A 20,440-nucleotide genomic window follows, 5' to 3' on the forward strand; every position below is an offset into this window, starting at 1 on the left:
GACTCAGTCCTCGGCCGCGTCCGTTCCGGGGGCGGCTTCGGCGGGGCTGGCCGGTTCTTCCGCCGGGCGCGGCTGGCGCACGCCGGGTTTGGCGAGCAGTTCCACATAGCACTGCTCGCCACCGGCCTTGGCCAGCGCGTCGAGCAGGCCGATCAGCTCGGCCGGGTTCGCGGTTTGCGCACTGTCTTTGTCGGCGCCGAAGCGGCAGTCAAAGTCCCAGAAACTGGCGCCTTCGGGCAATGCGCGGCGGCGCTCGCGCTTCATGTATTTGCGGATGTCGTGTTTGACGGCGTCGAGCACGCGGTCCGGGTGTTTGCCTTCGGGCCGCAGGGGGTAGATTTTTCGCATGGAATGTCCTTCAAAGAGGGTGATCGCCCTGAGAGGACGCGCAACGGGGGGCTGATTATGCGGGCAAGCCGATCTCGTAGCCGCCCTCGTCCAGGTGGCGGTGCGGGCCGAACACGGCCTGCAGCGCGGCGCTCTCGGCCAGTTGCCAGTGCTCCAGCACCATGCGTTCGTCGGTGGTGAGGGCTTCGGGGTCGGGCGTTTCGCCGTGCTGGGCCACGATGCCCTGGTAGGCCGCATACACCGGGGCCACCAGGGCGGCGTCGCCGAGCGCGGATTCGAGCGCCTGCCGGAACAGCCGTTCGGCCGCCCGGCGTTGCTCGGGCGTGGTGTCGTCGGACACGTAGAGTTTGAGGGAGTAGGTCATGGGGTGGCGAGGGGGCAGCGCAGCGCGTTGCACAATGCCCCGATTATCGATCCCGCCCCGGGACGCCAGCCCTCCCCCCGAACCCATGCAAACCACCCGCCCCACGCCCAGCAAAGAAGAGATCGCGCTGTTGCCCGAATTTGGCCGCCTGGGCCTGGAGCGCATCACCCTGGTGGACAGCGGCCCCCGGGCCGTGGAAGCCTGCGCCACCTTGCGCAATCACGCGGCCTGGGGCTTCGACACCGAGTCCAAACCCACCTTCTTCAAGGACCAGGTGTCCGACGGGCCGCACATCGTGCAGCTCGCCACACTGCAGCACGCCTGGGTGTTCCAGCTGTCCGACCCGGCCTGCCGCGATCTGGTGGCCGGCCTGCTGGCCGAAGCGGCCCACACCAAGGCCGGTTTCGGCCTGGGCGACGATACCAAGCGCATCGTCTCCAAGCTGCTGGTGGAGCCCGCCGGTGTGCTGGAACTCAACGCGGTGTTTCGCCAGCGCGGCTACCGCAAGGACATGGGCGTGAAAGGTGCGGTGGCGGTGCTGTTCAACCAGCGTTTCATCAAGTCCAAGAAGGCCGCCACCTCCAACTGGGCCAACCCGCGCCTGAGCGAGGCCCAGCTGATCTACGCAGCGAACGACGCCTACGCCGCGGCCCGGGTGCTCGACGCGCTGGCGCTGGGCTGAGCGCACCCGCTGCGCTCAGCGCGGCCGCCGCAGCGGCGTGAGCAGATCGCTCAGCCCGTTGTGGTCGATCTCGTGCATCAGCGCGAGCAGGCGACCCACCTCGCCCGGCGGGAACCCTTCGCGAGCGAACCAGTTGAGGTAGTTGCCCGGCAGGTCGGCGATGGGCCGGCCCTTGTATTTGCCGTAGGGCATTTCCACGGTGAGCAGACGCTCCAGGTCTTCGGGCTTCATGTTGTTTCGTCCCTGCTCGCCATGGGCTGGTCGAGCCAGGCGCGCAGCCAGGCGTGGAACTGCACGGGCTTTTGCCGCATCACCCAATGCCCCGTGTCCAGGCCGTGCACGGCGCTGCCCGGCGTGGTGGCCAGCGCGGCCAGCCAGCGCGCCGAATGGAACATGAAGGACTTGCGCTTGCCGAAGAAAAACAGCGTCGGAATGACGGGGCCAAACACCCTGTCCACCCGCGCCACGCCCCGCAACCCACCAAAGGCACCCAACCACTGCATCGCATACGGGTAGTTCATCTGCCAGCCCATGCGCTCGGGCGCGGTGCGGCAGCCCATGGCGCGCGCCATGAAGCGCGTCATGCGGTTGGCCAGCCACGGCAGCCAGGGCCCCAGCTTCCAGGCCAGGGCCAGCCAGAGCTGGTAGCCCGCGATCAAGGCCTTTTCCTTCGGCTTGAGCGACTTCAGGTAGGTGCCCGAGTTCGTGTCACCAATGTCCACGGCCGCCACCCGCGCCACCCGCTGCGGATGGCGCGCGGCGTATTCGTAGCCGAAGAAACAGCCCCAGTCGTGCAGCAGCAGCGTCACCGGCTCGCCCGGGCTCACGGTGTCCACCACCGCGCCCACCAGCTCGCACATCTGGTTCACCGACACCGGGCGCGGCGGCTTGGAGAGATCAAAACCCGGCAATGAAAAACGCACACAACGGTAGCCGTCGCGCAGCGCGGCCACGGTGTCGTCCCACAGCGCCCGCGTATCGGGCCAGCCATGCAGCATCACCACGGTCGAGCCGCGGCCTTCGACGATCACGTTCAGGCCCTGCACGTCGAGGGTGGTTTGCATCCGTTGATCTCCGTCAAGTTGAGGTGGCGGCGATGGTAGCGCGCGGCGGGCCGGGGCGCGTCGCGCAAATGTCATCGGCGATACTCGCCCGCCATGCACCGCACCGTCTTCACCACCCCGGTCGTCAACACCCTGCTGCGTGGCTTCTCCATCGCCTACCTCAAGCTGACCGGCTGGCGCGTCGAAGGCGCCCTGCCCGAGGTGGCGCGCAAGAGCGTGCTGATCGCCGCGCCGCACACCAGCAACTGGGACCTGCCCTACACCCTGATGGTGGCGTTCGCGCTGCGGCTCAACATCTACTGGATGGGCAAGCAGAGCATCTTCAAAGCCCCGTTTGGCGGCCTGATGCGCTGGCTCGGCGGCATTCCCGTGAACCGAGCGCAATCCAGCAACCTCGTGGCCGCCTCGGCCGACGCCATCCGCGCCGCCGACGGACCGCTGCAGCTCATCGTGCCGCCCGAAGGCACACGCAGCAAGACGCGCTACTGGAAAACCGGCTTCTACTACATCGCCCTGGGCGCCCAGGTGCCGATCGTGATGGCGTACATGGACTACGCCACCAAACGCAGTGGCCTGGGCCCACTGTTCGAGCCCACCGGCGACATGGACGCCGACATGGCGGCCATCAAGGCGTTTTACGCGCCGTTCAAGGGCAAGAACGCAGACCAGTTCGAGAACGTGACCTGAAACCGGCCGCCCGTGGCCAGGCCCAGCTCAGCCGCCAGCGGCGTCCCAGCGTTCCATGCGCTCAGGATGTGGCGCCGAAGGCCTCGTGAAAGGTCACCGTTCCCCGTGGCAACACATCGGAGAACGGCAGCACCATGAAGTACGCCTGCGGGATACCCGGGTACTCCAGCTGCGGCTCGTTGCGAAAGCCGAAGCGCCGGTAGTAGCCCGGGTCGCCCACCAGCATGAGGCCGGCCGCGCCCTGCCCGCGCAGCGTCTGCTGTGCCGCCCGCATCAGCGCCGAACCGATGCCCTCGCCCTGGTAAACCGGCAACACCGAGATCGGCCCCAGCCCATGCCAGCCCGGCGTGCCGTCGGACACCACCACCGGCGAGGTCGCCACATGCCCCACCAACTCGCCCCCCTGCTCCGCCACCAGCGAGGCGCTCAGCGCACCGGCGCGTCGCAGCGCGTTGACGATGAAGGCTTCGGTGTGGCTGGTGTGGGGCGCGTTGAGGAAGGCGGCCGTGGTCAGGGTGGCGATGGCGGCCGCGTCGGCGGGGGTCTCGGGCCGGATCATGGGGTGGGGGCTGTCAATGCCTCGGTTTTTTTGGGCGCTGGAGAAAAGGGTGTCAGCAGATCAAACCGCTGCCCCCAAGCGCCCCACACCCTCTTCAATCTTCTCCACCCCCACCGTGGCAAAGGAGAGGCGCAGGGTGGCGTGGTCGGGGTTGGAGGCGTAGAACGGTGCGCCGGGCACGAAGGCCACGCCTTTTTCAATCGCGCGTTTGGCCAGCTCGCCGCCGTCGGCCACCTTGCCGCCCGCGCCGGTGAGGCGGGCCCAGACGAACAGGCCACCTTTGGGTTGCACGAACTCGATGGCGTCGCCCAGCTCGCGGCGCAGGGCGTTGCCCATGGCGGTGGCGCGTTCGGCGTACACCGCGCGCACCTTGGCGAGCGTGGCGGGCATGCGGCCTGCTTTGAGGTACTGCGCGGCGGTGGCCTGGGCGAATGTGCTGGTGTGGGCGTCACTGAACTGTTTGCACATGGTGGCCTTGGCCAGCAGCGCTGCCTGGCCGATCATCCAGCCCACGCGCAGGCCAGGGCTGAGCACCTTGCTCAAGGAACCGCAATGCACCAACAGCTCGCGGCTGCCGGGCACGCTGGCGCTCAGGGCCAGCAGGCTGGGGGGCGGCGCTTCGCCGAAGTAGAGATCGCCGTAGGGGTCGTCTTCCACGATCAGCGTGTTGTGTTTCACCGCCATTTCGAGCACTTGTCTGCGCCGCTCCAGGCTGAGCATGGCGCCGCTGGGGTTGCCGAAGGTGGGGATGAGGTAGACGAACTTGGGCTTGTGCTCTTCGATCAGCTTTTCCAGCTCGTCGGTCTTCACGCCGTTGCCGTCCACCGGCGCGGTGATGAGCTGCGCGCCGTAGAGGCGGAAGCACTGGATGGTGGCAAGGAAGGTGGGGCCTTCGACGATGACCTTGTCGCCGGGGGAGATGAGCGTCTTGCCCAGCAGGTCCAGCGCCTGCTGGCTGCCGGTGGTGACGATGAGGTCGTTGGCCGTCACACCCTGGTTGCCCTTGCTGGTCATGAACGCGGCGAGCTGTTCGCGCAGCGGGTTGTAGCCCTCGGTGGCGCCGTATTGCAGGGCACCGCCGGGTTCTTCGGTCAACGCGGTGTTGACGGCTTCGCGGATGCCATCCACGTCGAACATGGCGCTGTCGGGAAAGCCCCCGGCAAAGCTGATGATGCCGGGCTTGCCCAGCAGCTTGAAAAGTTCGCGGATGGCAGAGGTCTCGACGTTGTTGAGACGGTCGGCAAATTGCAAAGGCATGAACAAATCTCCAGTGTCAGAAAGTGCGTGCGATCTTAGGCGAAACAGGCCCCGTCGCCCTGCCAAAGGACTTGCGCGCGCGCGGCGTGTGAGACCGAGGGTTCTCCCGGATGTTGCCGGTGTTATCGGGGGCCCAATCGGACGTTGATGTCCCTAGAATGCAAAAACTTGTTAACTGGAATATTTGAATGCGCAAATATCTGAAATCACTACTTATATATGTCGCATTGCAGATGGGCATGGAAACAGCGTGGTCGCGGGACTTCATGCTGGCCATCAGCGAAGGCTCTTCGGGCGGCACCGATCACGCCCGTGTGATTGCCAAGTACCAGGGGCTGGCCGATGCCATCGGTCAGAGCATCGGCCAAAAAGTCAACGTGGTGTTCATCCGGGAGTTCGCGGCGCTTGAGGACGGGCTCAAGAACAACCGTTTCGATCTGGCGATCGCGCGCCCGAGCGACTACCCCGCGCGTGGCATGCGCGACCACGGCTACCAGTACGTGGCGTCGGCCCGACCCGATGGACACTGCGTGCTCATCGTGCCCAAGGATTCGCCTTACCAGACGCTGGCCGACATCAAGGGCAAGCGCATCGTGCTGCCCGATGCGGCGTCCTACATGGCGAAGTTCTGCGGCGCCGAGCTGCGCGACCAGGGCATCGACCTGAGCAAGGAGCGCATCGAATGGGTGCGCGAACAAGGGGCGGTGCCGTTTTACTTGAACAACAAGTTCGGCGACGTGGGGGGCGTGGCCTCGTACTCGGGCGTGGCCAAGGCCCTGGACAAGACCGGGCACCGTGTTCTGCACACCAGCGTGTCGCAGCCCTACTTCCCGCTCATTGCACACAGGGCCCTCACCGCCGCGCAGATCGCGGCCATGCAATCGGCGCTGCGTGCACTGCCCGAAACCGAGCCGGGCCGCGAGGTGCTCAAGAGCATCGGTATCCAGGGCTTTGACACCAGCACCGAAAAGCGCCTGCGCAACCTGCTGCCCTGGCTCGGACTCTGACGGCGCGCCCGCACCGAACGATCTCGACACCCCACTCGGCGGCCATGAAACCCGCCACCCCACCGCCCTCGACGCAGGCCTCCTGGTGGGCCCGATCCCGCCGTTTCCGGTACGTTCTTTCGCGTCCCGTCAGACTGATTTCGTCCTCCGTTTGAGGTATGTCGGTTGCACCGATCTGTGGCGCAATGCGGTCCAGAAGAACCAGCGTTTGGCCCACGGATCGCAGTGGTGGGACAAGGGATCGAGCGACACAAACTGTCACAACATCGGACCGGTGAAGTTCGTAGCCTCTCGGTCCTGAAGCACACCGCTGGCTTCACCAGGCGCCACAAGGCGCACTCCGGGCACCCGACCAACACAGTCAACAAGGAGCGTCCACCATGCCTTCAGCCCTCACATATCCTGGGGTTTACGTCGAAGAGGTTCCCAGTGGTGTGCGCACCATCACCGGTGTCGCCACGTCCATCACAGCCTTCATAGGCCGCTCGACGCGCGGCCCGGTCAACCGGGCGGTACGGGTACAAAGTTTTACGGAATACGCGCGCATCTTCGGCGGCCTCTGGCGCGACAGCACCATGGGCTACGCGGTGAGCCACTTCTTTCAACACGGCGGGGCAGACGCGCTGATCGTGCGCGTGTTCAACGGCGACATCGCCGCCAGCACGGCCACCATCACCCTGCCCGCGGGCGCCGGCAACCTGGTGCTGGAGGCGGCCAGCCCGGGCCTGTGGGGCCAGGCCTTGCGGGCCCGGGTCGACCACCTCACCCGCGACCCCGCCGATGCGCTGCTCTTCAACCTCACGGTCGAAGAGCTCGACCGGGTGGGCGGCAGCCAGGTGGTGGCCGCGGAGAGCTTTCGCAACGTCTCGGTCTCGCCGTTGAGCCCGCGCTTCGTCGACACCGTGCTCAACGAACAATCGGCCCTGGTGAGGGTACGCACCCCCGCGCCGACGGATGCCAGCCCGGACGATCCGGCCGACCCGACCCTGCCCAACGTGGCGGCCGTGGGCGTTGCGACCGCCGATGGCGCGGCGATCACCGATACCCAGCTCGTGCCCACCAACGCCACGGCGATCGCCAACCGCGAAGGCATGTACGCGCTGGAGGCGGCCGACCTGTTCAACCTGTTGTGCCTGCCGCCGCTGACGCACGAGGTCGACGTCGCCCCGGCCACCTGGGCCCTGGCCGCCTCGTACTGCCAGGACCGGCGCGCGATGCTTATCATCGACTCGCCCGCCGCCTGGACCGCCAACGCCGCTACCGCCATCAGCACCGCGCAGACGGGTGTGAACGCGATGCGCGCCGCGACGGGCAACGACGACGCCCGCAATGCCGCGGTGTACTTCCCGCGCCTGCGCATGGCCGATCCGCTGAGCGAAAACCGCCTCGCCGAGTTCGCGCCCTGCGGCGCGGTCGCGGGCATCATCGCGCGCACCGATGTGCAGCGTGGTGTCTGGAAGGCCCCGGCGGGCCTGGACGCCTCGTTCTCCGGTGTGCAGGGCTTCAGCTACACCATGACCGACGGCCAGAACGGCCTGCTCAACCCGCTGGGGCTGAACTGCCTGCGCAGCTTCCCGGTCACGGGCAACCTGGTGTGGGGCGCGCGCACGCTGGCCGGCGCCGACCAGTTGGCCTCCGAGTGGAAATACCTGCCGGTGCGGCGCTTCGCGCTGTTCCTCGAAGAGAGCCTGTACCGCGGCAGCCAGTGGGTGGTGTTCGAACCCAACGACGAACCGCTGTGGGCGCAGATCCGGCTCAACGTGGGCGCCTTCATGCAGAACCTGTTTCGCCAGGGCGCGTTCCAGGGCCGCAGCCCGCGTGAAGCCTATTTCGTCAAGTGCGACCGCGAGACCACGACGCAGAACGACATCAACCTCGGCATCGTGAACATCCTGGTCGGGTTCGCGCCGTTGAAGCCGGCCGAATTCGTGGTGCTCAAGATCCAGCAGATGGCCGGTCAGGTCGAAGTCTAAGGAGAACCGTCATGGCTCAGTTCAGCGTCAATGCACAGCGTTTCGACCCCTACAAGAACTTCAAATTCCGCGTCAAGTGGGACGGCCGCTACGTCGCGGGCATCAGCAAGGTCGGCGCGCTCAAGCGCAGCACCGAACTCGTCGAGCACCGGGAGGGCGGCGACCCTTCGGTCACGCGCAAGTCGCCCGGGCGCACCAAGTTCGAGGCGATCAGCCTGGAGCGCGGCGTGACGCACGACCCCGAGTTCGAGCGCTGGGCCAACAAGGTCTGGAACTTCGGCTCCGGCCTGGGCGCCGAGGTCTCGCTGCAGGACTTCCGCAAGGACCTGATCATCGAGGTCTACAACGAGGCCGGCCAGCTCGTCCTGGCCTACAAGGTGTTTCGTTGCTGGGTCTCGGAATACCAGGCGCTGCCCGACCTGGACGCCAACGCCAACGCGGTGGCCATCCAGTCGATCAAGCTGGAGAACGAAGGCTGGGAGCGTGACTACGACGTCACCGAACCGGCCGAGCCGCGCTTCACCGAACCGGCCTGAGGCCCGCCGCCATGCGCGCGCTCGACGAAGCCGAGCTGCTCAGCCTCTGGGAAAGCGGCCAGCCCCGCCATCCTATTGACCGGGCCTTGCTGCTCTGCGCCTGGGCCCGGCCCGACGTGGCGCCCGAGCGCTTCGCGCAGCTGCCGCTGGGTGTGGTCAACGCCGGGCTGCTGCGCATGCGGGCCGCGCTGTTCGGCCCGTGCGTCGAGGTGCAGCTGGACTGCGAACACTGTGGCGAACACCTGGAGCTGGCGCTGGACATCGGCGAGCTGCTGGCCGACGCCAGCGCACAAGACGAGCGTGCGGACGTGGCGCTGCAGGGGTTCCGGTTCCGCGTGCCCCACAGCCGCGATCTCGCGGCCCTGGCCCATGAAACCGATGCGCAGGCCGCCGCGCTGCGTCTGCTGGAGCGCTGCTGTGTGGCGCGCCCCGATGCCCCCGCCACGCTGGCCGAGGTCTTGAGCGAGGCAGAAGAACAGCTCGAAGCCGCCGACCCGCTGGCCGACCTGCGGCTGAGCGTGGCCTGTGAGGCCTGCGGCCAGCCGACGCAGGCCTCGCTGGACGCGGGCGACCTGTTGTGGGGCGACGTGCAGCAGCACGCCCGGGGCCTGCTCGGCCAGGTGCACAGCCTGGCGCAGGCCTACGGCTGGACCGAAGGCGAGGTGTTCGCCCTCAGCCCGGTCAGGCGCGCCGCCTATCTGGACCTGGTCCGGGACTGAGAAACCACCAGGAGACGAGGCAGACCATGACCGGATTCTTGCAACGTCTCGCCCAACGGGCCAACGGAACCGCCCGCACGGTGCGCGCAGCATCGGGCGCGCGGTTCGCACCCGAGCTGCTCGGACCACACACGCCGCTGCAGGACGGCGCTCTAGCGCCCGAGCCCACCACGCCAGTTCAGCCAGCCGACACGACCGCCAGCACGCCCCCGGGCGCCAGCCCCGGCTTTCCCGACCCGGTGTTCGCACCGGCCGAAGCACCGCATCAACCGGTTCTGCAAGCGCCTCGGCGCGGGCAGAGCGCGCCAACGGCCTTCGCCCCCGCCCCGCTGCTGGCACCTGCCGACGAAGCCGGCGCGGCGCCCACGCCGGCGCGGGAGGCGCGTGCCAATGCACCGACATCCGACCCACGCGCGCCGGACCCAGTGGACAAAGCCCTGGCGGCCCGCAGCGTGCACCTCGCAACTGGCGAACCCACCACCCCGAGGCCGGACGCGACACTGGCAACAACGTCGCCTGGATCGTCAACCGAAGCGCCCCCAGCGTGGAATCAGGTCGAGCCGCTGCTCTCACCGGTGATCCGCGTGCGCCAGCCCGCCACCGCCCAGGCGCAACCCCTGGAGCCTCGGCGGCCGGGGCACGGTAGCCGGTTCGAAGAGACCACCGAAGTGCACGTGAGCATCGGCCGCATCGAGCTCACAGCCATCCACGAACCGGCGGCGCCCGCGCAACGCCCCGCCGCACGACGCAAAGCGCCGGTCTCGCTGGACGAATACCTGGCCCGGCGCCAAGGGGGCCGCCCATGACCACCGCCCTGGGTATTGCCGCGGTTACCGCCACGCTGCGCAGCCTGCTGAGCGAGGGGCTGGTGGAGCACAACCTCAGCGGCGTGCTGGGCAGCACCGCCACCGTCAGCGTTCTGCCGCCCGACCGCGTGGTGCCGCAAAACGGCACCGAGGCCTCGCAGCTCAACCTGTTCCTGCACCGCGTCAGCGCCAATACCGGCTGGCGCAACGAAGGCCTGCCCAGCCGCGATGCGTCGGGGCGCAACCGGCTGAGCAACGCGCCGCTGGCGCTGGACCTGCACTACCTGCTCTCGGCCTACAGCGGCGGCGACCTGCACGCCGAGATCCTGCTGGGCTACGCCATGCAGTGGCTGCACGAGTCCCCGTTGCTCACGCGCGGCCTGATCCGCCAGGCCCTCACGCCCACACCCCTGCCCGGCACACCGCTCGAACGCGCGCTGTTCGACTCGGGCCTGGCCGATCAGGTCGAGCTGATCAAGATCACGCCCGAGCACCTCGACACCGAGGAAATGTCCAAGCTCTGGACCGCCACGCAAAGCCATCTGCGCCCGACCGCGGCCTACCGCGCCACGGTGGTGCTGATCGAAGCCACGGAGCCGGTGCGCTCGGCGCTGCCGGTGCTCACGCGCGGCGGCGTGGACCCGCAGAGCGGGCGCGAGCGCGGCGTGTTCGTGGTGCCCGGCCTGGAGCCCGCCATCCCGACGCTGGAGGCGGTGTCGCCACCCGGCGGACAGATCGTCGCCCGGCTCGGCGAAGACATCGACCTCACCGGCCACCACCTGGACGGCACCGGGCGCACCGTGCTGCTGAGCAACGACCGCTTCGAGAGCGAACTCAGCCTGCCCGCGCTCGCTTCCGGCGGCGCGGCCCTGGTGCGGTTCAACATCCCGGTGGTCGACGCCGCGAACTTTCCGGTGGGTGTCTACCGCGTCGGCGTGAGCGTGCTGCGCCCGGGCGAGAGCGCCGCGCGCAGCAGCAACCGCCTGGCCATGACGCTGGCGCCGCAGATCACCGGGCTGCCGCTGAACGTGGTGCGCGCGGGCGACGACAGCGCCAGCTTCACGATCAACTTCCACCCCGCCCTGCGCGCCGGGCAAAGCGTGGTGCTGGTGCTGGGCCAGCAGGAATACGCGCCCCAGGCCTTCACCACGCCCACCACCTCGCTCGACTTCGTGATTCAAGACGCGCCCGTCTCCCCGCCGCCCCCACCGGGCCAGCCCCCCGGCCACTTGGCGCGCCTGCGCATCGACGGCATCGACAGCCCTGTCATCGACCGCACGGCCGTGCCGCCGACCTTCCTGAACCAGCGCGTGGTGATCACATGAACGCCCGCGACACCACCCGCGCGCCCACCGACTGGACCGAGGCCAACCAGCGCCTGCTGTCGGCCGAGTTCGCGCGGATCAAGGCCCGGCTGCGCGGTGAGGACGAGGCGGCTGCACAGGCCCGGCTGGAACAATGCCGAGAAGAACTGGACCAGCCGGCAGCGATTGACCAGCTGGTCGAACGCTTCGACCTCTCCCGCTTCGAGCGCGACATCCTGCTGCTCGCGGCCGGCGTCGAAATGGACAGCGAGATCGGCGCCCTCTGCGCGGGCGCCTCACCCAGCGGCCAGCGCCCCTGGGCCACCTTCGGCCTGGCTCTGGCCGTGCTGCCCGACCCGCACTGGAGCGCGCTGACCCCGGTGCGGCCGCTGCGGCTGTACCGCATGCTGGACATCGCGGAAGACGCCGCGCTGGTCACGGCCCGCCTGCGGCTGGACGAACGCGTGCTGCACTTCCTGGCCGGCATCGGCTTTCTGGACACACGGTTGCAGCCCCTGATGCAACGGGTCGCCGAACCCGACCTGATGGCACAGGCGCAGCGGCAAACGGCCCTGCACATCGTGGCCGAATGGAAGCGGGCCGGCCCGGCCCTGCCGGTGGTGCAACTGCCGGGAAAGGACCCGCACGGCAAGCGCGACGTGGCCGCCCACGCCGCGGCACAACTCGGCCTGCAGCTCTATGCCATCCAGACCGACGACCTGCCCTCCCCGCCCCAGGAGCTTGACGCACTGGTCTGGCTCTGGCAGCGCGAAGCGGTGCTGAGCGACGCAGCGCTGTTGATCGAATGCGCCGACACCTCCTTGCCCCCGCAGGCGCTGCGTTTCGTGGAGCGCATCGGTGGCGTCTGCCTGATCGCGGCCCCCGAGCCCGCGGCGCTGGCGCGGCGCGACCTGCGTGTGCGCGTGGAAAAACCCGGCGCCAGCGACCAGCGACACTTGTGGCGAGCCACTTTGGGTGCCAGCGCCGAAGGTCTGCGCCACGCGACGACCGGCGTGGCCGCCGAGTTCAGGCTCAGCACCCACGACATCCAGCGCATTGCGCAAACACTCGACCCTCACAGCGACGACGCGGCGCTGGAGCGCAGCCTGTGGCAGGCCTGTCGCGGCCTGGAAAGCCGGCGCATGGCGGGCCTGGCCCAGCACATCGAGGCCGTCGCGGGCTGGGACGACCTGGTCCTGCCCGAGGCTCAGAAAGCCACCCTGCGCGAGATTGCCTCGCACCTGCGGCACCGGACCACGGTGCACGAGCACTGGGGCTTTGCGGGACTGGGCGCGCGCGGCCTGGGCATCGCCGCCCTCTTCGCGGGCGAGAGCGGTACCGGAAAGACCCTGGCGGCCGAGGTGCTGGCGAACGAGCTGCACCTGGACCTGTACCGCATCGACCTCTCGGCCGTGGTCAGCAAGTACATCGGTGAAACCGAAAAGAACCTCGCCCGCGTGTTCGACGTGGCCGAAGACAGCGGCGCGGTGCTGCTGTTCGACGAGGCCGACGCATTGTTCGGCAAACGCAGCGAGGTCAAGGACAGCCACGACCGCTACGCCAACATCGAGGTGAGCTACCTGCTGCAGCGCATGGAGGCCTATCGCGGGCTGGCGATCCTCACCACCAACCAGAAAACCGCGCTCGACCCGGCCTTTCACCGCCGGCTGCGTTTCGTGGTGCATTTCCCGTTCCCGGAGGCCAGCGAACGCGAAGCCATCTGGCGCCGGGTGTTCCCAGGCAACACACCCACCGCCGGGCTGGACCACGCCCGGCTCTCCCGCTTGCAGATGGCGGGCGGCAACATCCGCAACATCGCGCTCAACGCCGCTTTCCACGCCGCCGAAGACGCACAGCCGATCGGCATGGGCCATGTGCTGCGGGCCGCGCAAGCCGAAGCCCTGAAGCGCGAACGCCCGTTGAGCGACGCCGAAACCCGGGGGTGGGCATGAACCGCGTCGTGCTGCACATCGACCGGCTGGTGCTGCGCGGCTTCGACCGCGACGACCAGACCGGCATCGCCGAAGGGCTGCGTGCGGAGCTGGGCCGGCTGCTGGCCACGCCACAGGCCGCACAGGCGCTGATGGCGCAACACAGCGTGCCCCGGCTGAAGATCGCGGCCCTGCGCATCGCGCCGGGCGCGCGGGCCACGGCGGTGGGTGAGCAGACCGCGCAAGGCATCGTGCGGGGGATGCGGTCATGAGCACAGCGGCACCCCTGATGACGAAGGCCGGTAAACCCAGGGCATCCACCCACATGCCGGTGCCGAGCCAATGGCTGCAACGCCAGTGCGCTTGCGGCTGCGGTTCGTCCGCTACCGCATCGGATCGCTGCAAGGAAGACGCCTCCACCGTCGCCCCGCAACGCAAGCTCGCCATCGGCGCCAGCAACGACGCGCTGGAGCAGGAGGCCGAACAGGTCGCCCACCAGGTGCTCGCCGCACCAGGCCAATCCCACGCTGGCGCGGTGGCGCCACGCATCCAGCGCTTCAGCGGCAGCGCGTCGCAGGGTGCGGCCGCGGCGCCCGCCAGCGTGGACAAAGCGCTCGCGGGCACGGGCCGCGCGCTGGAACCGGCGCTGCGCCAGGACATGGAGCAACGCTTCGGCCACGACTTCTCCAGGGTGCGCGTGCACGCGGACGCGGCGGCCGAAGTCTCGGCCCGGGACGTCAACGCCCATGCGTACACCGTGGGCCGGGACGTGGTGTTCGGCAGCGGCCAGTACGCGCCAGAAACGGCAGCGGGCCGCCACCTGATCGCCCACGAGCTGACCCACGTGGTCCAGCAGACCGGCCCGTCGGGCGAACCAAGCACCGGTTCCGCGCAGACCCTGCACCGCTACCGCCGCAAGGGCAAGGACACGATTGCCTTCGAGGCTGCCGACGAAACACTGACAGACGCCAAGACCCAGCCCTGGGTGGAACACATCGACATCCAGTTCGACAAGGCCGTGGTGGACGACGGACACAAGGCCGCGGCCCTTGCGGCCGGCCAGCTGGAGCCGCGCATGCCCACCGGCACCCTGACGGCCAAATACAGCTCGGCATCGTCCAATGTGCCGGCCGACATCGTGATGTCCATCGCGGGCGGCTCCACCATGCTGGGCGTCGGTCTGACCGATCGCGTCAAGAAGTCCAAGGTCTCGCGGCTGGAAGGGCTGGGCTACACCGACTCCGAAAACATCCGCCTGGGCAACCTGACCGATCCCGTGGCAAAGAAGGGCAAAGGCGCGCGCTACTCGGCCAGCGGCGCCGGGACCATGAACTACGCGATTTTCTTCAAAGGCATCCAGGCGATTCACGAGGGCTTGCTCAACACCGGCTCGCACGCCTGCGTGCACGTGGGCACCCAGTCCCTGATCCGCACCCTGAACCATCACAGCCGCATCGGCGTGACCACGGTGTCGGTCAGCTACAGCGGCGCGGTGCTGGACGACCTCTGTTGCCACCGAAAGAAGACCGGCAACACCCGCTGGAACGCCAACCCTTGCGGGAGCACGAAATGCCCATGAGCACGGCCGCCCCCCTGCAGGTCGCACCGGCCAAGGCGGCGGGCACATCGGTCGCGCACGGCGTGTTGCAGCGCAAGCTCATGGTGGGTGGGACCAGCGACCCCTTGGAACAACAAGCCGACCGCGCAGCCGATCTGGCTCTGGTGGCGGCCCCGCGCGCAGCCACTGCCCGGACCGTACCGCACATCCAGCGCATGGCAAGCCAGCCAGCCGCAGGTGTCGGTACGGCTCCGATGAGTGTGGACCACGCGTTGGCGCAATCGGGCCGGCCACTGGAGCCTTCGCTCAGACGGGACATGGAGCATCGGCTGGGCCACGACTTCTCCCGTGTACGCATACACACCGGGCCAGCCGCCGAAAGCTCCGCACGTGAGGTCAGCGCCCGTGCTTACACCGTTGGGCAATCGGTGGTCTTCAACACATCACAGTTTGAACCGCAAAGCCTTTCAGGACGGCGTCTGATTGCCCATGAACTCACCCACGTCGTTCAACAGGATGGTGGGACGCGCCGCGTCCAGCGCACACCAAGCCCAGCCGCCGAAGGAGCCGCGCAAGCCGGTGAAAAGAACCCGACCTGGCAATTCGGACGGACGATGGAAGGCCGTGGTTTTCAAATGGACCCCGCGCTCTGGCTCGTGACCTATCACTTGCGGTCATCCGCTGGCACCGAAGCCATCACCAATGGTTCCGGGCGAACGGCCCTGGAGAACGTGCACCGTCATCTGGCCAACCATCCTACCTGGCAAAAAGATGCGACCGTCGAGCGCATTGAGGTGACGCTGGTACCCAAAGCCAGTGCGGCAGCCGCCGCGCAGGACCTCATGTCGAGCACCGCAAAGAAGCGCTACTCATTTGAGTGCTTCACCGCCGCGGCATTGATCCAGTTCGTGGGAGTCTTCCGGAGTCTGCAGGCCGCCGATCCCGCCACCGCCGTTGCGAAATTCGACCGCAGCCACAGCGACATCAGCGTAACGATTCCTTTCTCGGGCAATCCAGGTGTCCGCATGGGCGGGAGCTCCCTGGTTTTCAACATGGCCAGCCTGCCCGATTTCTCGCTGCGAAAGCTGCTGGACAGCTCCACCGACATGGGTCTGCAACGCGGTGATTGGGTGTTCCTCGACAACAAGAAATTCATAACGAGTGGCGCCTTTCAAGGGGAAAACGCCACCTATCTCGGCAAAAAACGATTTTTTGGTCACGGCATGGGGATATTCACCGCCAAGGAATATGCCCAACGGTTGCGCCAGGACCATCGGGTGAAATTGACCGAGGACCAGATCCTGGATCAGGTCCGCGTTGGACCGCGCTATCGAGCGCCGGACCCGGCGGCCACTGCATCAGGCTCAACGCCGCCGACCTCATCGGGTTCAGCGCAACCCAAAAAACCATGAGCCATCCATGAGCTCAAACGCAAGACAAGCCACAACCGGAGGGTTGGCGAGACACCCAGCCGCTCCCAGGCCGAAGCCTTTGCCCGGGCGGGTGTCCCTGCTCCAGCGAAACACGACCGAAACATCATGGGGTCGCACCGCCGCCAAACACGGCCCATCACCAGCCGACCCATGGTTGCAGACCAAGTTGGTCGTGGGCTCGGGAAACGACCCGATGGAGCTGGAGGCCGACAAGGTCGCCGAGCGGGTGGTGTCCACCCTGGATCGGGGCCCTGCACAGGACGTTGCACCGGTCATCCAACGCTCCCGCGGCGTCCATCAGGGCGATTCGCTCGATGCTGCGCCACCCAGCGTGGAGCAGGCTCTGCGAACCTCTGGTCAATCGTTGCCCGAGCCCCTCAGGCGAAACATGGAACACCGGTTCGGGTATGACTTTTCCCGTGTTCGGGTTCATTCCGGCGCTGCAGCGGAGGCATCGGCGCGGGATGTCGGCGCCAAAGCCTACACCGCGGGAAATGCGATCGTGTTCGGTGCCGGCCACAACAACCCGGGCAACCCTGCAGGTCAACGACTGATTGCCCACGAGCTGACCCACGTCATTCAGCAAGGCAACCTTGGGCAGACCATTCCTTCTCACGGGCCGACGCTGATTCAGCGCGATCTGGAAGATCCCTCTCGGCTGGGTACGGTGCACGAAAACGTCCGGATTGACGGGCCACCCCGGCAGACGCCGAGCGGCAGCACAGCGGCGCGCAAGCCATGGGTGGACCCGGTGGGCGCGGATGGTGGGACCGCCGAACTGCTGTTCGGTCAGGCTTTCTCATTCCTGGACAACCGCAGCTTCTCCCGCCGCGAGCCGACCCATACGAACGACACCAACCTCGATAGCGATGCGGTGGCCATGCACCAAAGGGTACTTGCGCGCTTCCCACTGATTGCATCGGCGCTGCCAGATTCCGAGATTGAACGCCGGGTGAGCCTGTTTGAGCCGGCAACCATCCGAAACGACCGCACCTACCTCAGGGAGTGGCTCGACAATTTCCTCCCGCAAATGTCCGAGGCCGAGGACTTTGCGATCGACGACACGAACACGCACTATGTGGCCATGCTGGATCGGCTGATTGACGACAGTGATGTGGGCCCCAAGATCGTGACCCTTGGTGCGCGACAACCGGCGTTCACTCGGGGAGATGGGGCCAGCCGCGAGATATTCGTCCACCGCCGGGTGGAAGCAGGACCTCGACAGCTGACATTGATTCATGAGCTCGTTCACTTCTACCGTCACCCCGACTACGCTGCCTGGGTTGCCGCTTCAAAGGACTCCGATTTCTACAACGAAGGCCTGACGGAATGGCTTGCACGCAAGGTCATGACATCGGAAGAGCTGGTCGACCGGACCACCTACCAGCCCAGAGTGGATGTGGTGGAGCAGCAGATTGCACGCCACGTGCCGGAAGATGACATTGCGAGAGCCTTCTTCAGAGGCGAAATCTGGCGCCTCGAAACACGCAGTACCGAGGCCAGAACCGCCTTTGAAACATCAACGGGCATCAGCGAAACCGCGCCCGAAACCGACCAGAACACTGCGTCTCGAACCGGCCCCGGCATATTCCAGACCGTCGAGTCAGGTCGTCACTATCGTTTTCTGAACCTTGGTTTCGACGAAGTCCAGCCCAAGCCAGAACATCTGTCGGCGTTCCGTGAAATCAAGGCGGCGCAGATCGAATCCGATCCTGAGGTGAAAGTCCGATTTGTTGGACACGCATCGAGTGCCGGCAGCCTGGAGGTCAATGACCGGGTAGCCCGACGGCGTTCGACGGCCTTCTACCAGATGGCCAGGCGTGAGCGTCTCCCGGCGAGTCGCCTGCTGGATGCAGGGAACCCACCCCACTTCGGAGAAACGCTACCCACTGCAACCGAAGAGGACGCCATCACCCGGGCCATGAACAGGCGCGTCGAGATGTTCCTGGTGCGGGGAGAAAGCTGATGGCCATGCACCTGTTCGTTCGAACCGCAATGCCATTCGCTTGTCACGAGCCCATTCAACCGGGCGCAAGGAAAAACGCATGACCAGCTTCCCCAACTCCCCCAAAGTCCTCAAAGGCGGTCTGGTGCTGATCGACCCCGAGTCGTCGCGGGTGTTGCGTGTCATCTCGCTGCAGTACAACCCGGAAAAACTCACCCGCAGCCTGCAGGTGCAGGCCGCCGGTGGCGAGGCGGCCAACCGCAGCGAGGCGATGCGCTTCAAGGGGCCGGCCATCGAGACCTTCCGGCTCGAAGCCGACATCGACGCGGCCGACCAGCTGGAGTTTCCCGACCAGAACCGCGGCACCGTGGACCACGGCGTGGCGCCCCAGCTGGCCGTGCTCGAAGCGCTGGCGAACCCGGGCAGCGCGCAGTTGCTCGAAGTGCACCGGCAGGCCGATTCCGGCACGCTGGAGATCGCGCCCATGGAGGCCCCGCTGATGCTGTTCGTGTGGGGCAAGAACCGCATCGTGCCGGTGCGGCTGACCGAGTTCTCGGTCACCGAAGAGGCCTTCGACCCGGCGCTCAACCCCATCGTCGCCAAGGTCAGTATCGGCCTGCGCGTGCTGTCGGTGGACGACCTGGGCTTCTCCCACAAGGGCGGCAGCCTGTTCATGGCGTATCTGCAGGGCAAGGAGCGGCTCGCCGGCCAGGCGCAGGCGGGCAGCTTCGGCGCCCTGGGCATAGGAGGCATCGGCTGATGGACCCCGTTCAGGCATTCATGCAGGCCCACGCGCTGGCCACTCCGCTGTTTGCGCCCACCAGCCGCTACCACGGTATCGGCTCGGCGCAGACCACCACGCCCGAGGGCACGGTGATCACCTTCGTCAAGCGGCGCTTCGTGCCGCCGCCCGAGCGCTTCTCGACCCTCACGGAGCACACCGTGGCCAGCGGCGACCGGATCGACAACCTGGCCGCGCGCTACCTGGGCGACCCGCTGCAGTACTGGCGCCTGTGCGACGCCAATGGCGCGATGGACCCGAGCGAGCTGACCGCCACCGTGGGCCGCCTGCTGCGCATCACCCTGCCCGAAGGCATCCCGGGAGACAGCGATGCTGGCTAAGGGCATCCAGCTCACCCTGCTGATCGGCCCGGTGATCGCGGTGCCGGCGCCGCGGGTGGTGATGGACGCGCTGGAGAGCGTGGAGGTGCGCAGCTCCGCGGGCAGCGCCAGCGGCTTCACGCTGACCTTCCAGTTCAGCTCGCGCTCCGAGCTCAACACCATCTTCCTGATCGCCGGCGCGCAGAACACCGGGCTGGGCACGCCGCCGCTGCGGGTGATGCTGATCGTCACGCTCAACGGCTCGCCGCAGCCGCTGTTCGACGGCGTCATGACCCATGTGGAGGTGCAGGCCGGTGGCCAGGGCTCGCCCGGCACGGTCACCGTCACCGGCGAAGACCTGACCAAGGTGATGGACACCCAGGACTGGAGCGGCCTGCCGTTTCCGGCCATGCCCATCGAAGCGCGCGTGGCCCTGCTGTGCGCCAAGTACGCGCCCTTCGGCCTGATCCCGCTGGTGATCCCGGCGCTGTTCCCCGACGTGCCGATCCCGGTGGACAAGATCCCCGCCCAGCAGGGTACCGATCTGGCCTACATCCGCCAGCTCGCCGAGCAGGTGGGCTACGTGTTCTACATCGAGCCCGGGCCGGCGCCGGGCACCAACATCGCCTACTTCGGCCCCGAGATCAAGATCGGCGTGCCCCAGCCCGCGCTCAACGTGGACATGGACGCGTTGACCAACGTCGAGAACCTGAGCTTCAACTTCGACCCGACCGCCGGCGTGCTGCCGATCGTGTTCATCCAGAACCAGTTCACCCGCGCGCCCATCCCGATTCCGATCCCCAACCTGAACCCGCTGCAGCCGCCGCTGGGCGTGTTGTCCACGCCGCTGTCGAACCTGACCATGCTCAAGGACACGGCCCGCATGAACCCGATGCAGGCGATCTCGCGCGGTCTGGCCGAGGCCAAAAAATCGCAGGACTCGGTGACCGCCAGCGGCGAGCTCGACGTGTTGCGCTACGGCCGCCCGCTCAAGTCGCGCGGGCTGGTCGGGGTGCGTGGCGTGGGCCTGGCCTACGACGGCCTGTACTACGTCTCCAGCGTCAAGAGCACGCTCAAGCGCGGCGAGTTCAAGCAGAGCTTCGACCTCAGCCGCAACGGCCTGATCTCCATCACACCGAGGATTCCGGTATGAGCGCCGCGCCGGG

22 protein-coding genes are annotated in these 20,440 nt (G+C 67.4%); 16 read left to right on the forward strand and 6 right to left on the reverse strand.

From position 1 onward, the window contains the following. Positions 1 to 3: 3 nt before the first annotated feature. Positions 4 to 348: a DUF6172 family protein gene (locus tag AC07YZ_RS03295; RefSeq protein ID WP_494793688.1), complete on the reverse strand. Its 345-nt coding sequence runs from the start codon at positions 346 to 348 to the stop codon at positions 4 to 6. A gap of 55 nt (positions 349 to 403) precedes the next feature. Beyond that, entirely contained in the window at positions 404 to 712 is a 309-nt protein-coding gene (locus tag AC07YZ_RS03300; RefSeq protein WP_226492746.1) for a hypothetical protein, read from the reverse strand. 85 nt (positions 713 to 797) lie between these two features. Between AC07YZ_RS03300 and AC07YZ_RS03305 the strand changes: the two genes are divergently transcribed. Continuing rightward, positions 798 to 1,394 carry a 3'-5' exonuclease family protein gene (locus AC07YZ_RS03305; RefSeq protein WP_494793689.1) on the forward strand — a complete coding sequence of 199 codons (597 nt, stop codon included), beginning with the start codon at positions 798 to 800 and terminating at the stop codon, positions 1,392 to 1,394. 15 nt (positions 1,395 to 1,409) lie between these two features. Here AC07YZ_RS03305 and AC07YZ_RS03310 read toward each other — a convergent pair whose 3' ends face one another. Beyond that, positions 1,410 to 1,625, reverse strand: coding sequence for a DUF3820 family protein (locus AC07YZ_RS03310; RefSeq protein ID WP_068166182.1), 216 nt, complete (start codon positions 1,623 to 1,625; stop codon positions 1,410 to 1,412). Further along, a complete protein-coding gene (locus tag AC07YZ_RS03315; protein ID WP_494793690.1) occupies positions 1,622 to 2,458 on the reverse strand; it encodes an alpha/beta fold hydrolase in 837 nt (278 codons plus the stop codon). Before AC07YZ_RS03315 ends, AC07YZ_RS03310 begins: the two co-directional genes overlap by 4 nt. Positions 2,459 to 2,551: 93 nt before the next feature. Here AC07YZ_RS03315 and AC07YZ_RS03320 point away from each other — a divergent pair, with 93 nt between their 5' ends. After that, the gene (locus tag AC07YZ_RS03320; RefSeq protein WP_226492743.1) at positions 2,552 to 3,145 is read left to right on the forward strand and encodes a lysophospholipid acyltransferase family protein; all 594 of its coding nucleotides are present in this window, start codon (positions 2,552 to 2,554) and stop codon (positions 3,143 to 3,145) included. A gap of 61 nt (positions 3,146 to 3,206) precedes the next feature. Here the strand turns inward: AC07YZ_RS03320 and AC07YZ_RS03325 are convergent, their stop codons facing one another. Together AC07YZ_RS03325 and AC07YZ_RS03330 are read right to left on the reverse strand one after the other, a co-directional pair. After that, positions 3,207 to 3,704, reverse strand: a complete 498-nt coding sequence (locus AC07YZ_RS03325) for a GNAT family N-acetyltransferase (protein WP_494793691.1) — start codon at positions 3,702 to 3,704, stop codon at positions 3,207 to 3,209. A 60-nt stretch (positions 3,705 to 3,764) separates the two neighbouring features. Continuing rightward, positions 3,765 to 4,955, reverse strand: coding sequence for an aminotransferase-like domain-containing protein (locus AC07YZ_RS03330; protein WP_494794027.1), 1,191 nt, complete (start codon positions 4,953 to 4,955; stop codon positions 3,765 to 3,767). A gap of 194 nt (positions 4,956 to 5,149) precedes the next feature. Between AC07YZ_RS03330 and AC07YZ_RS03335 the strand changes: the two genes are divergently transcribed. The 14 genes from AC07YZ_RS03335 (at position 5,150) to AC07YZ_RS03400 (ending at position 20,427) form a co-directional block, all read left to right on the forward strand. Continuing rightward, entirely contained in the window at positions 5,150 to 5,968 is an 819-nt protein-coding gene (locus tag AC07YZ_RS03335; RefSeq protein ID WP_494793692.1) for a phosphate/phosphite/phosphonate ABC transporter substrate-binding protein, read from the forward strand. Between the two features lie 380 nt (positions 5,969 to 6,348). Next, the gene (locus AC07YZ_RS03340; protein WP_494793693.1) at positions 6,349 to 7,941 is read left to right on the forward strand and encodes a phage tail sheath family protein; all 1,593 of its coding nucleotides are present in this window, start codon (positions 6,349 to 6,351) and stop codon (positions 7,939 to 7,941) included. 11 nt (positions 7,942 to 7,952) lie between these two features. Next, complete coding sequence (locus AC07YZ_RS03345) at positions 7,953 to 8,477, forward strand: phage tail protein (RefSeq protein WP_226492739.1); 525 nt, start codon at positions 7,953 to 7,955, stop codon at positions 8,475 to 8,477. An 11-nt stretch (positions 8,478 to 8,488) separates the two neighbouring features. Next, positions 8,489 to 9,196 carry a hypothetical protein gene (locus AC07YZ_RS03350; protein WP_494793694.1) on the forward strand — a complete coding sequence of 236 codons (708 nt, stop codon included), beginning with the start codon at positions 8,489 to 8,491 and terminating at the stop codon, positions 9,194 to 9,196. 26 nt (positions 9,197 to 9,222) lie between these two features. After that, entirely contained in the window at positions 9,223 to 10,002 is a 780-nt protein-coding gene (locus AC07YZ_RS03355) for a hypothetical protein (protein WP_494793695.1), read from the forward strand. Further along, positions 9,999 to 11,327 (forward strand): Pvc16 family protein, encoded by a 1,329-nt coding sequence (locus tag AC07YZ_RS03360; RefSeq protein ID WP_494793696.1) that lies wholly within the window; start codon positions 9,999 to 10,001, stop codon positions 11,325 to 11,327. The genes AC07YZ_RS03355 and AC07YZ_RS03360 overlap by 4 nt, the downstream gene beginning before the upstream one ends. Beyond that, positions 11,324 to 13,258, forward strand: a complete 1,935-nt coding sequence (locus AC07YZ_RS03365) for an ATP-binding protein (RefSeq protein WP_494793697.1) — start codon at positions 11,324 to 11,326, stop codon at positions 13,256 to 13,258. Before AC07YZ_RS03360 ends, AC07YZ_RS03365 begins: the two co-directional genes overlap by 4 nt. Next, on the forward strand, positions 13,255 to 13,509 hold the full coding sequence (locus AC07YZ_RS03370; protein WP_494793698.1) for a hypothetical protein: 255 nt from the start codon (positions 13,255 to 13,257) through the stop codon (positions 13,507 to 13,509). Before AC07YZ_RS03365 ends, AC07YZ_RS03370 begins: the two co-directional genes overlap by 4 nt. Next, the gene (locus AC07YZ_RS03375) at positions 13,506 to 14,816 is read left to right on the forward strand and encodes an eCIS core domain-containing protein (protein WP_494793699.1); all 1,311 of its coding nucleotides are present in this window, start codon (positions 13,506 to 13,508) and stop codon (positions 14,814 to 14,816) included. Before AC07YZ_RS03370 ends, AC07YZ_RS03375 begins: the two co-directional genes overlap by 4 nt. Beyond that, complete coding sequence (locus AC07YZ_RS03380) at positions 14,813 to 16,207, forward strand: TGL-type protein-glutamine gamma-glutamyltransferase (protein ID WP_494793700.1); 1,395 nt, start codon at positions 14,813 to 14,815, stop codon at positions 16,205 to 16,207. The genes AC07YZ_RS03375 and AC07YZ_RS03380 overlap by 4 nt, the downstream gene beginning before the upstream one ends. 214 nt (positions 16,208 to 16,421) lie before the next feature. After that, the gene (locus tag AC07YZ_RS03385; RefSeq protein WP_494793701.1) at positions 16,422 to 18,194 is read left to right on the forward strand and encodes an eCIS core domain-containing protein; all 1,773 of its coding nucleotides are present in this window, start codon (positions 16,422 to 16,424) and stop codon (positions 18,192 to 18,194) included. Between the two features lie 79 nt (positions 18,195 to 18,273). Continuing rightward, complete coding sequence (locus AC07YZ_RS03390; RefSeq protein ID WP_226492731.1) at positions 18,274 to 18,933, forward strand: carbohydrate porin; 660 nt, start codon at positions 18,274 to 18,276, stop codon at positions 18,931 to 18,933. After that, positions 18,933 to 19,295, forward strand: a complete 363-nt coding sequence (locus AC07YZ_RS03395) for a LysM peptidoglycan-binding domain-containing protein (RefSeq protein WP_226492730.1) — start codon at positions 18,933 to 18,935, stop codon at positions 19,293 to 19,295. Before AC07YZ_RS03390 ends, AC07YZ_RS03395 begins: the two co-directional genes overlap by 1 nt. Further along, a complete protein-coding gene (locus AC07YZ_RS03400) occupies positions 19,285 to 20,427 on the forward strand; it encodes a hypothetical protein (protein ID WP_494793702.1) in 1,143 nt (380 codons plus the stop codon). Before AC07YZ_RS03395 ends, AC07YZ_RS03400 begins: the two co-directional genes overlap by 11 nt. The last annotated feature ends 13 nt before the right edge of the window (positions 20,428 to 20,440 follow it).

This window comes from Hydrogenophaga sp. GW101-3F08, assembly GCF_059424585.1.

Coding starts and splice junctions, on each gene's coding strand:
- AC07YZ_RS03295 (WP_494793688.1), bottom strand. CDS start 348: ATGCGAAAAATCTACCCCCTGCGGCCCGAAGGCAAACACCCGGACCGC.
- AC07YZ_RS03300 (WP_226492746.1), bottom strand. CDS start 712: ATGACCTACTCCCTCAAACTCTACGTGTCCGACGACACCACGCCCGAG.
- AC07YZ_RS03305 (WP_494793689.1), top strand. CDS start 798: ATGCAAACCACCCGCCCCACGCCCAGCAAAGAAGAGATCGCGCTGTTG.
- AC07YZ_RS03310 (WP_068166182.1), bottom strand. CDS start 1,625: ATGAAGCCCGAAGACCTGGAGCGTCTGCTCACCGTGGAAATGCCCTAC.
- AC07YZ_RS03315 (WP_494793690.1), bottom strand. CDS start 2,458: ATGCAAACCACCCTCGACGTGCAGGGCCTGAACGTGATCGTCGAAGGC.
- AC07YZ_RS03320 (WP_226492743.1), top strand. CDS start 2,552: ATGCACCGCACCGTCTTCACCACCCCGGTCGTCAACACCCTGCTGCGT.
- AC07YZ_RS03325 (WP_494793691.1), bottom strand. CDS start 3,704: ATGATCCGGCCCGAGACCCCCGCCGACGCGGCCGCCATCGCCACCCTG.
- AC07YZ_RS03335 (WP_494793692.1), top strand. CDS start 5,150: ATGCGCAAATATCTGAAATCACTACTTATATATGTCGCATTGCAGATG.
- AC07YZ_RS03340 (WP_494793693.1), top strand. CDS start 6,349: ATGCCTTCAGCCCTCACATATCCTGGGGTTTACGTCGAAGAGGTTCCC.
- AC07YZ_RS03345 (WP_226492739.1), top strand. CDS start 7,953: ATGGCTCAGTTCAGCGTCAATGCACAGCGTTTCGACCCCTACAAGAAC.
- AC07YZ_RS03350 (WP_494793694.1), top strand. CDS start 8,489: ATGCGCGCGCTCGACGAAGCCGAGCTGCTCAGCCTCTGGGAAAGCGGC.
- AC07YZ_RS03355 (WP_494793695.1), top strand. CDS start 9,223: ATGACCGGATTCTTGCAACGTCTCGCCCAACGGGCCAACGGAACCGCC.
- AC07YZ_RS03360 (WP_494793696.1), top strand. CDS start 9,999: ATGACCACCGCCCTGGGTATTGCCGCGGTTACCGCCACGCTGCGCAGC.
- AC07YZ_RS03365 (WP_494793697.1), top strand. CDS start 11,324: ATGAACGCCCGCGACACCACCCGCGCGCCCACCGACTGGACCGAGGCC.
- AC07YZ_RS03370 (WP_494793698.1), top strand. CDS start 13,255: ATGAACCGCGTCGTGCTGCACATCGACCGGCTGGTGCTGCGCGGCTTC.
- AC07YZ_RS03375 (WP_494793699.1), top strand. CDS start 13,506: ATGAGCACAGCGGCACCCCTGATGACGAAGGCCGGTAAACCCAGGGCA.
- AC07YZ_RS03380 (WP_494793700.1), top strand. CDS start 14,813: ATGAGCACGGCCGCCCCCCTGCAGGTCGCACCGGCCAAGGCGGCGGGC.
- AC07YZ_RS03385 (WP_494793701.1), top strand. CDS start 16,422: ATGGAGCTGGAGGCCGACAAGGTCGCCGAGCGGGTGGTGTCCACCCTG.
- AC07YZ_RS03390 (WP_226492731.1), top strand. CDS start 18,274: ATGACCAGCTTCCCCAACTCCCCCAAAGTCCTCAAAGGCGGTCTGGTG.
- AC07YZ_RS03395 (WP_226492730.1), top strand. CDS start 18,933: ATGGACCCCGTTCAGGCATTCATGCAGGCCCACGCGCTGGCCACTCCG.
- AC07YZ_RS03400 (WP_494793702.1), top strand. CDS start 19,285: ATGCTGGCTAAGGGCATCCAGCTCACCCTGCTGATCGGCCCGGTGATC.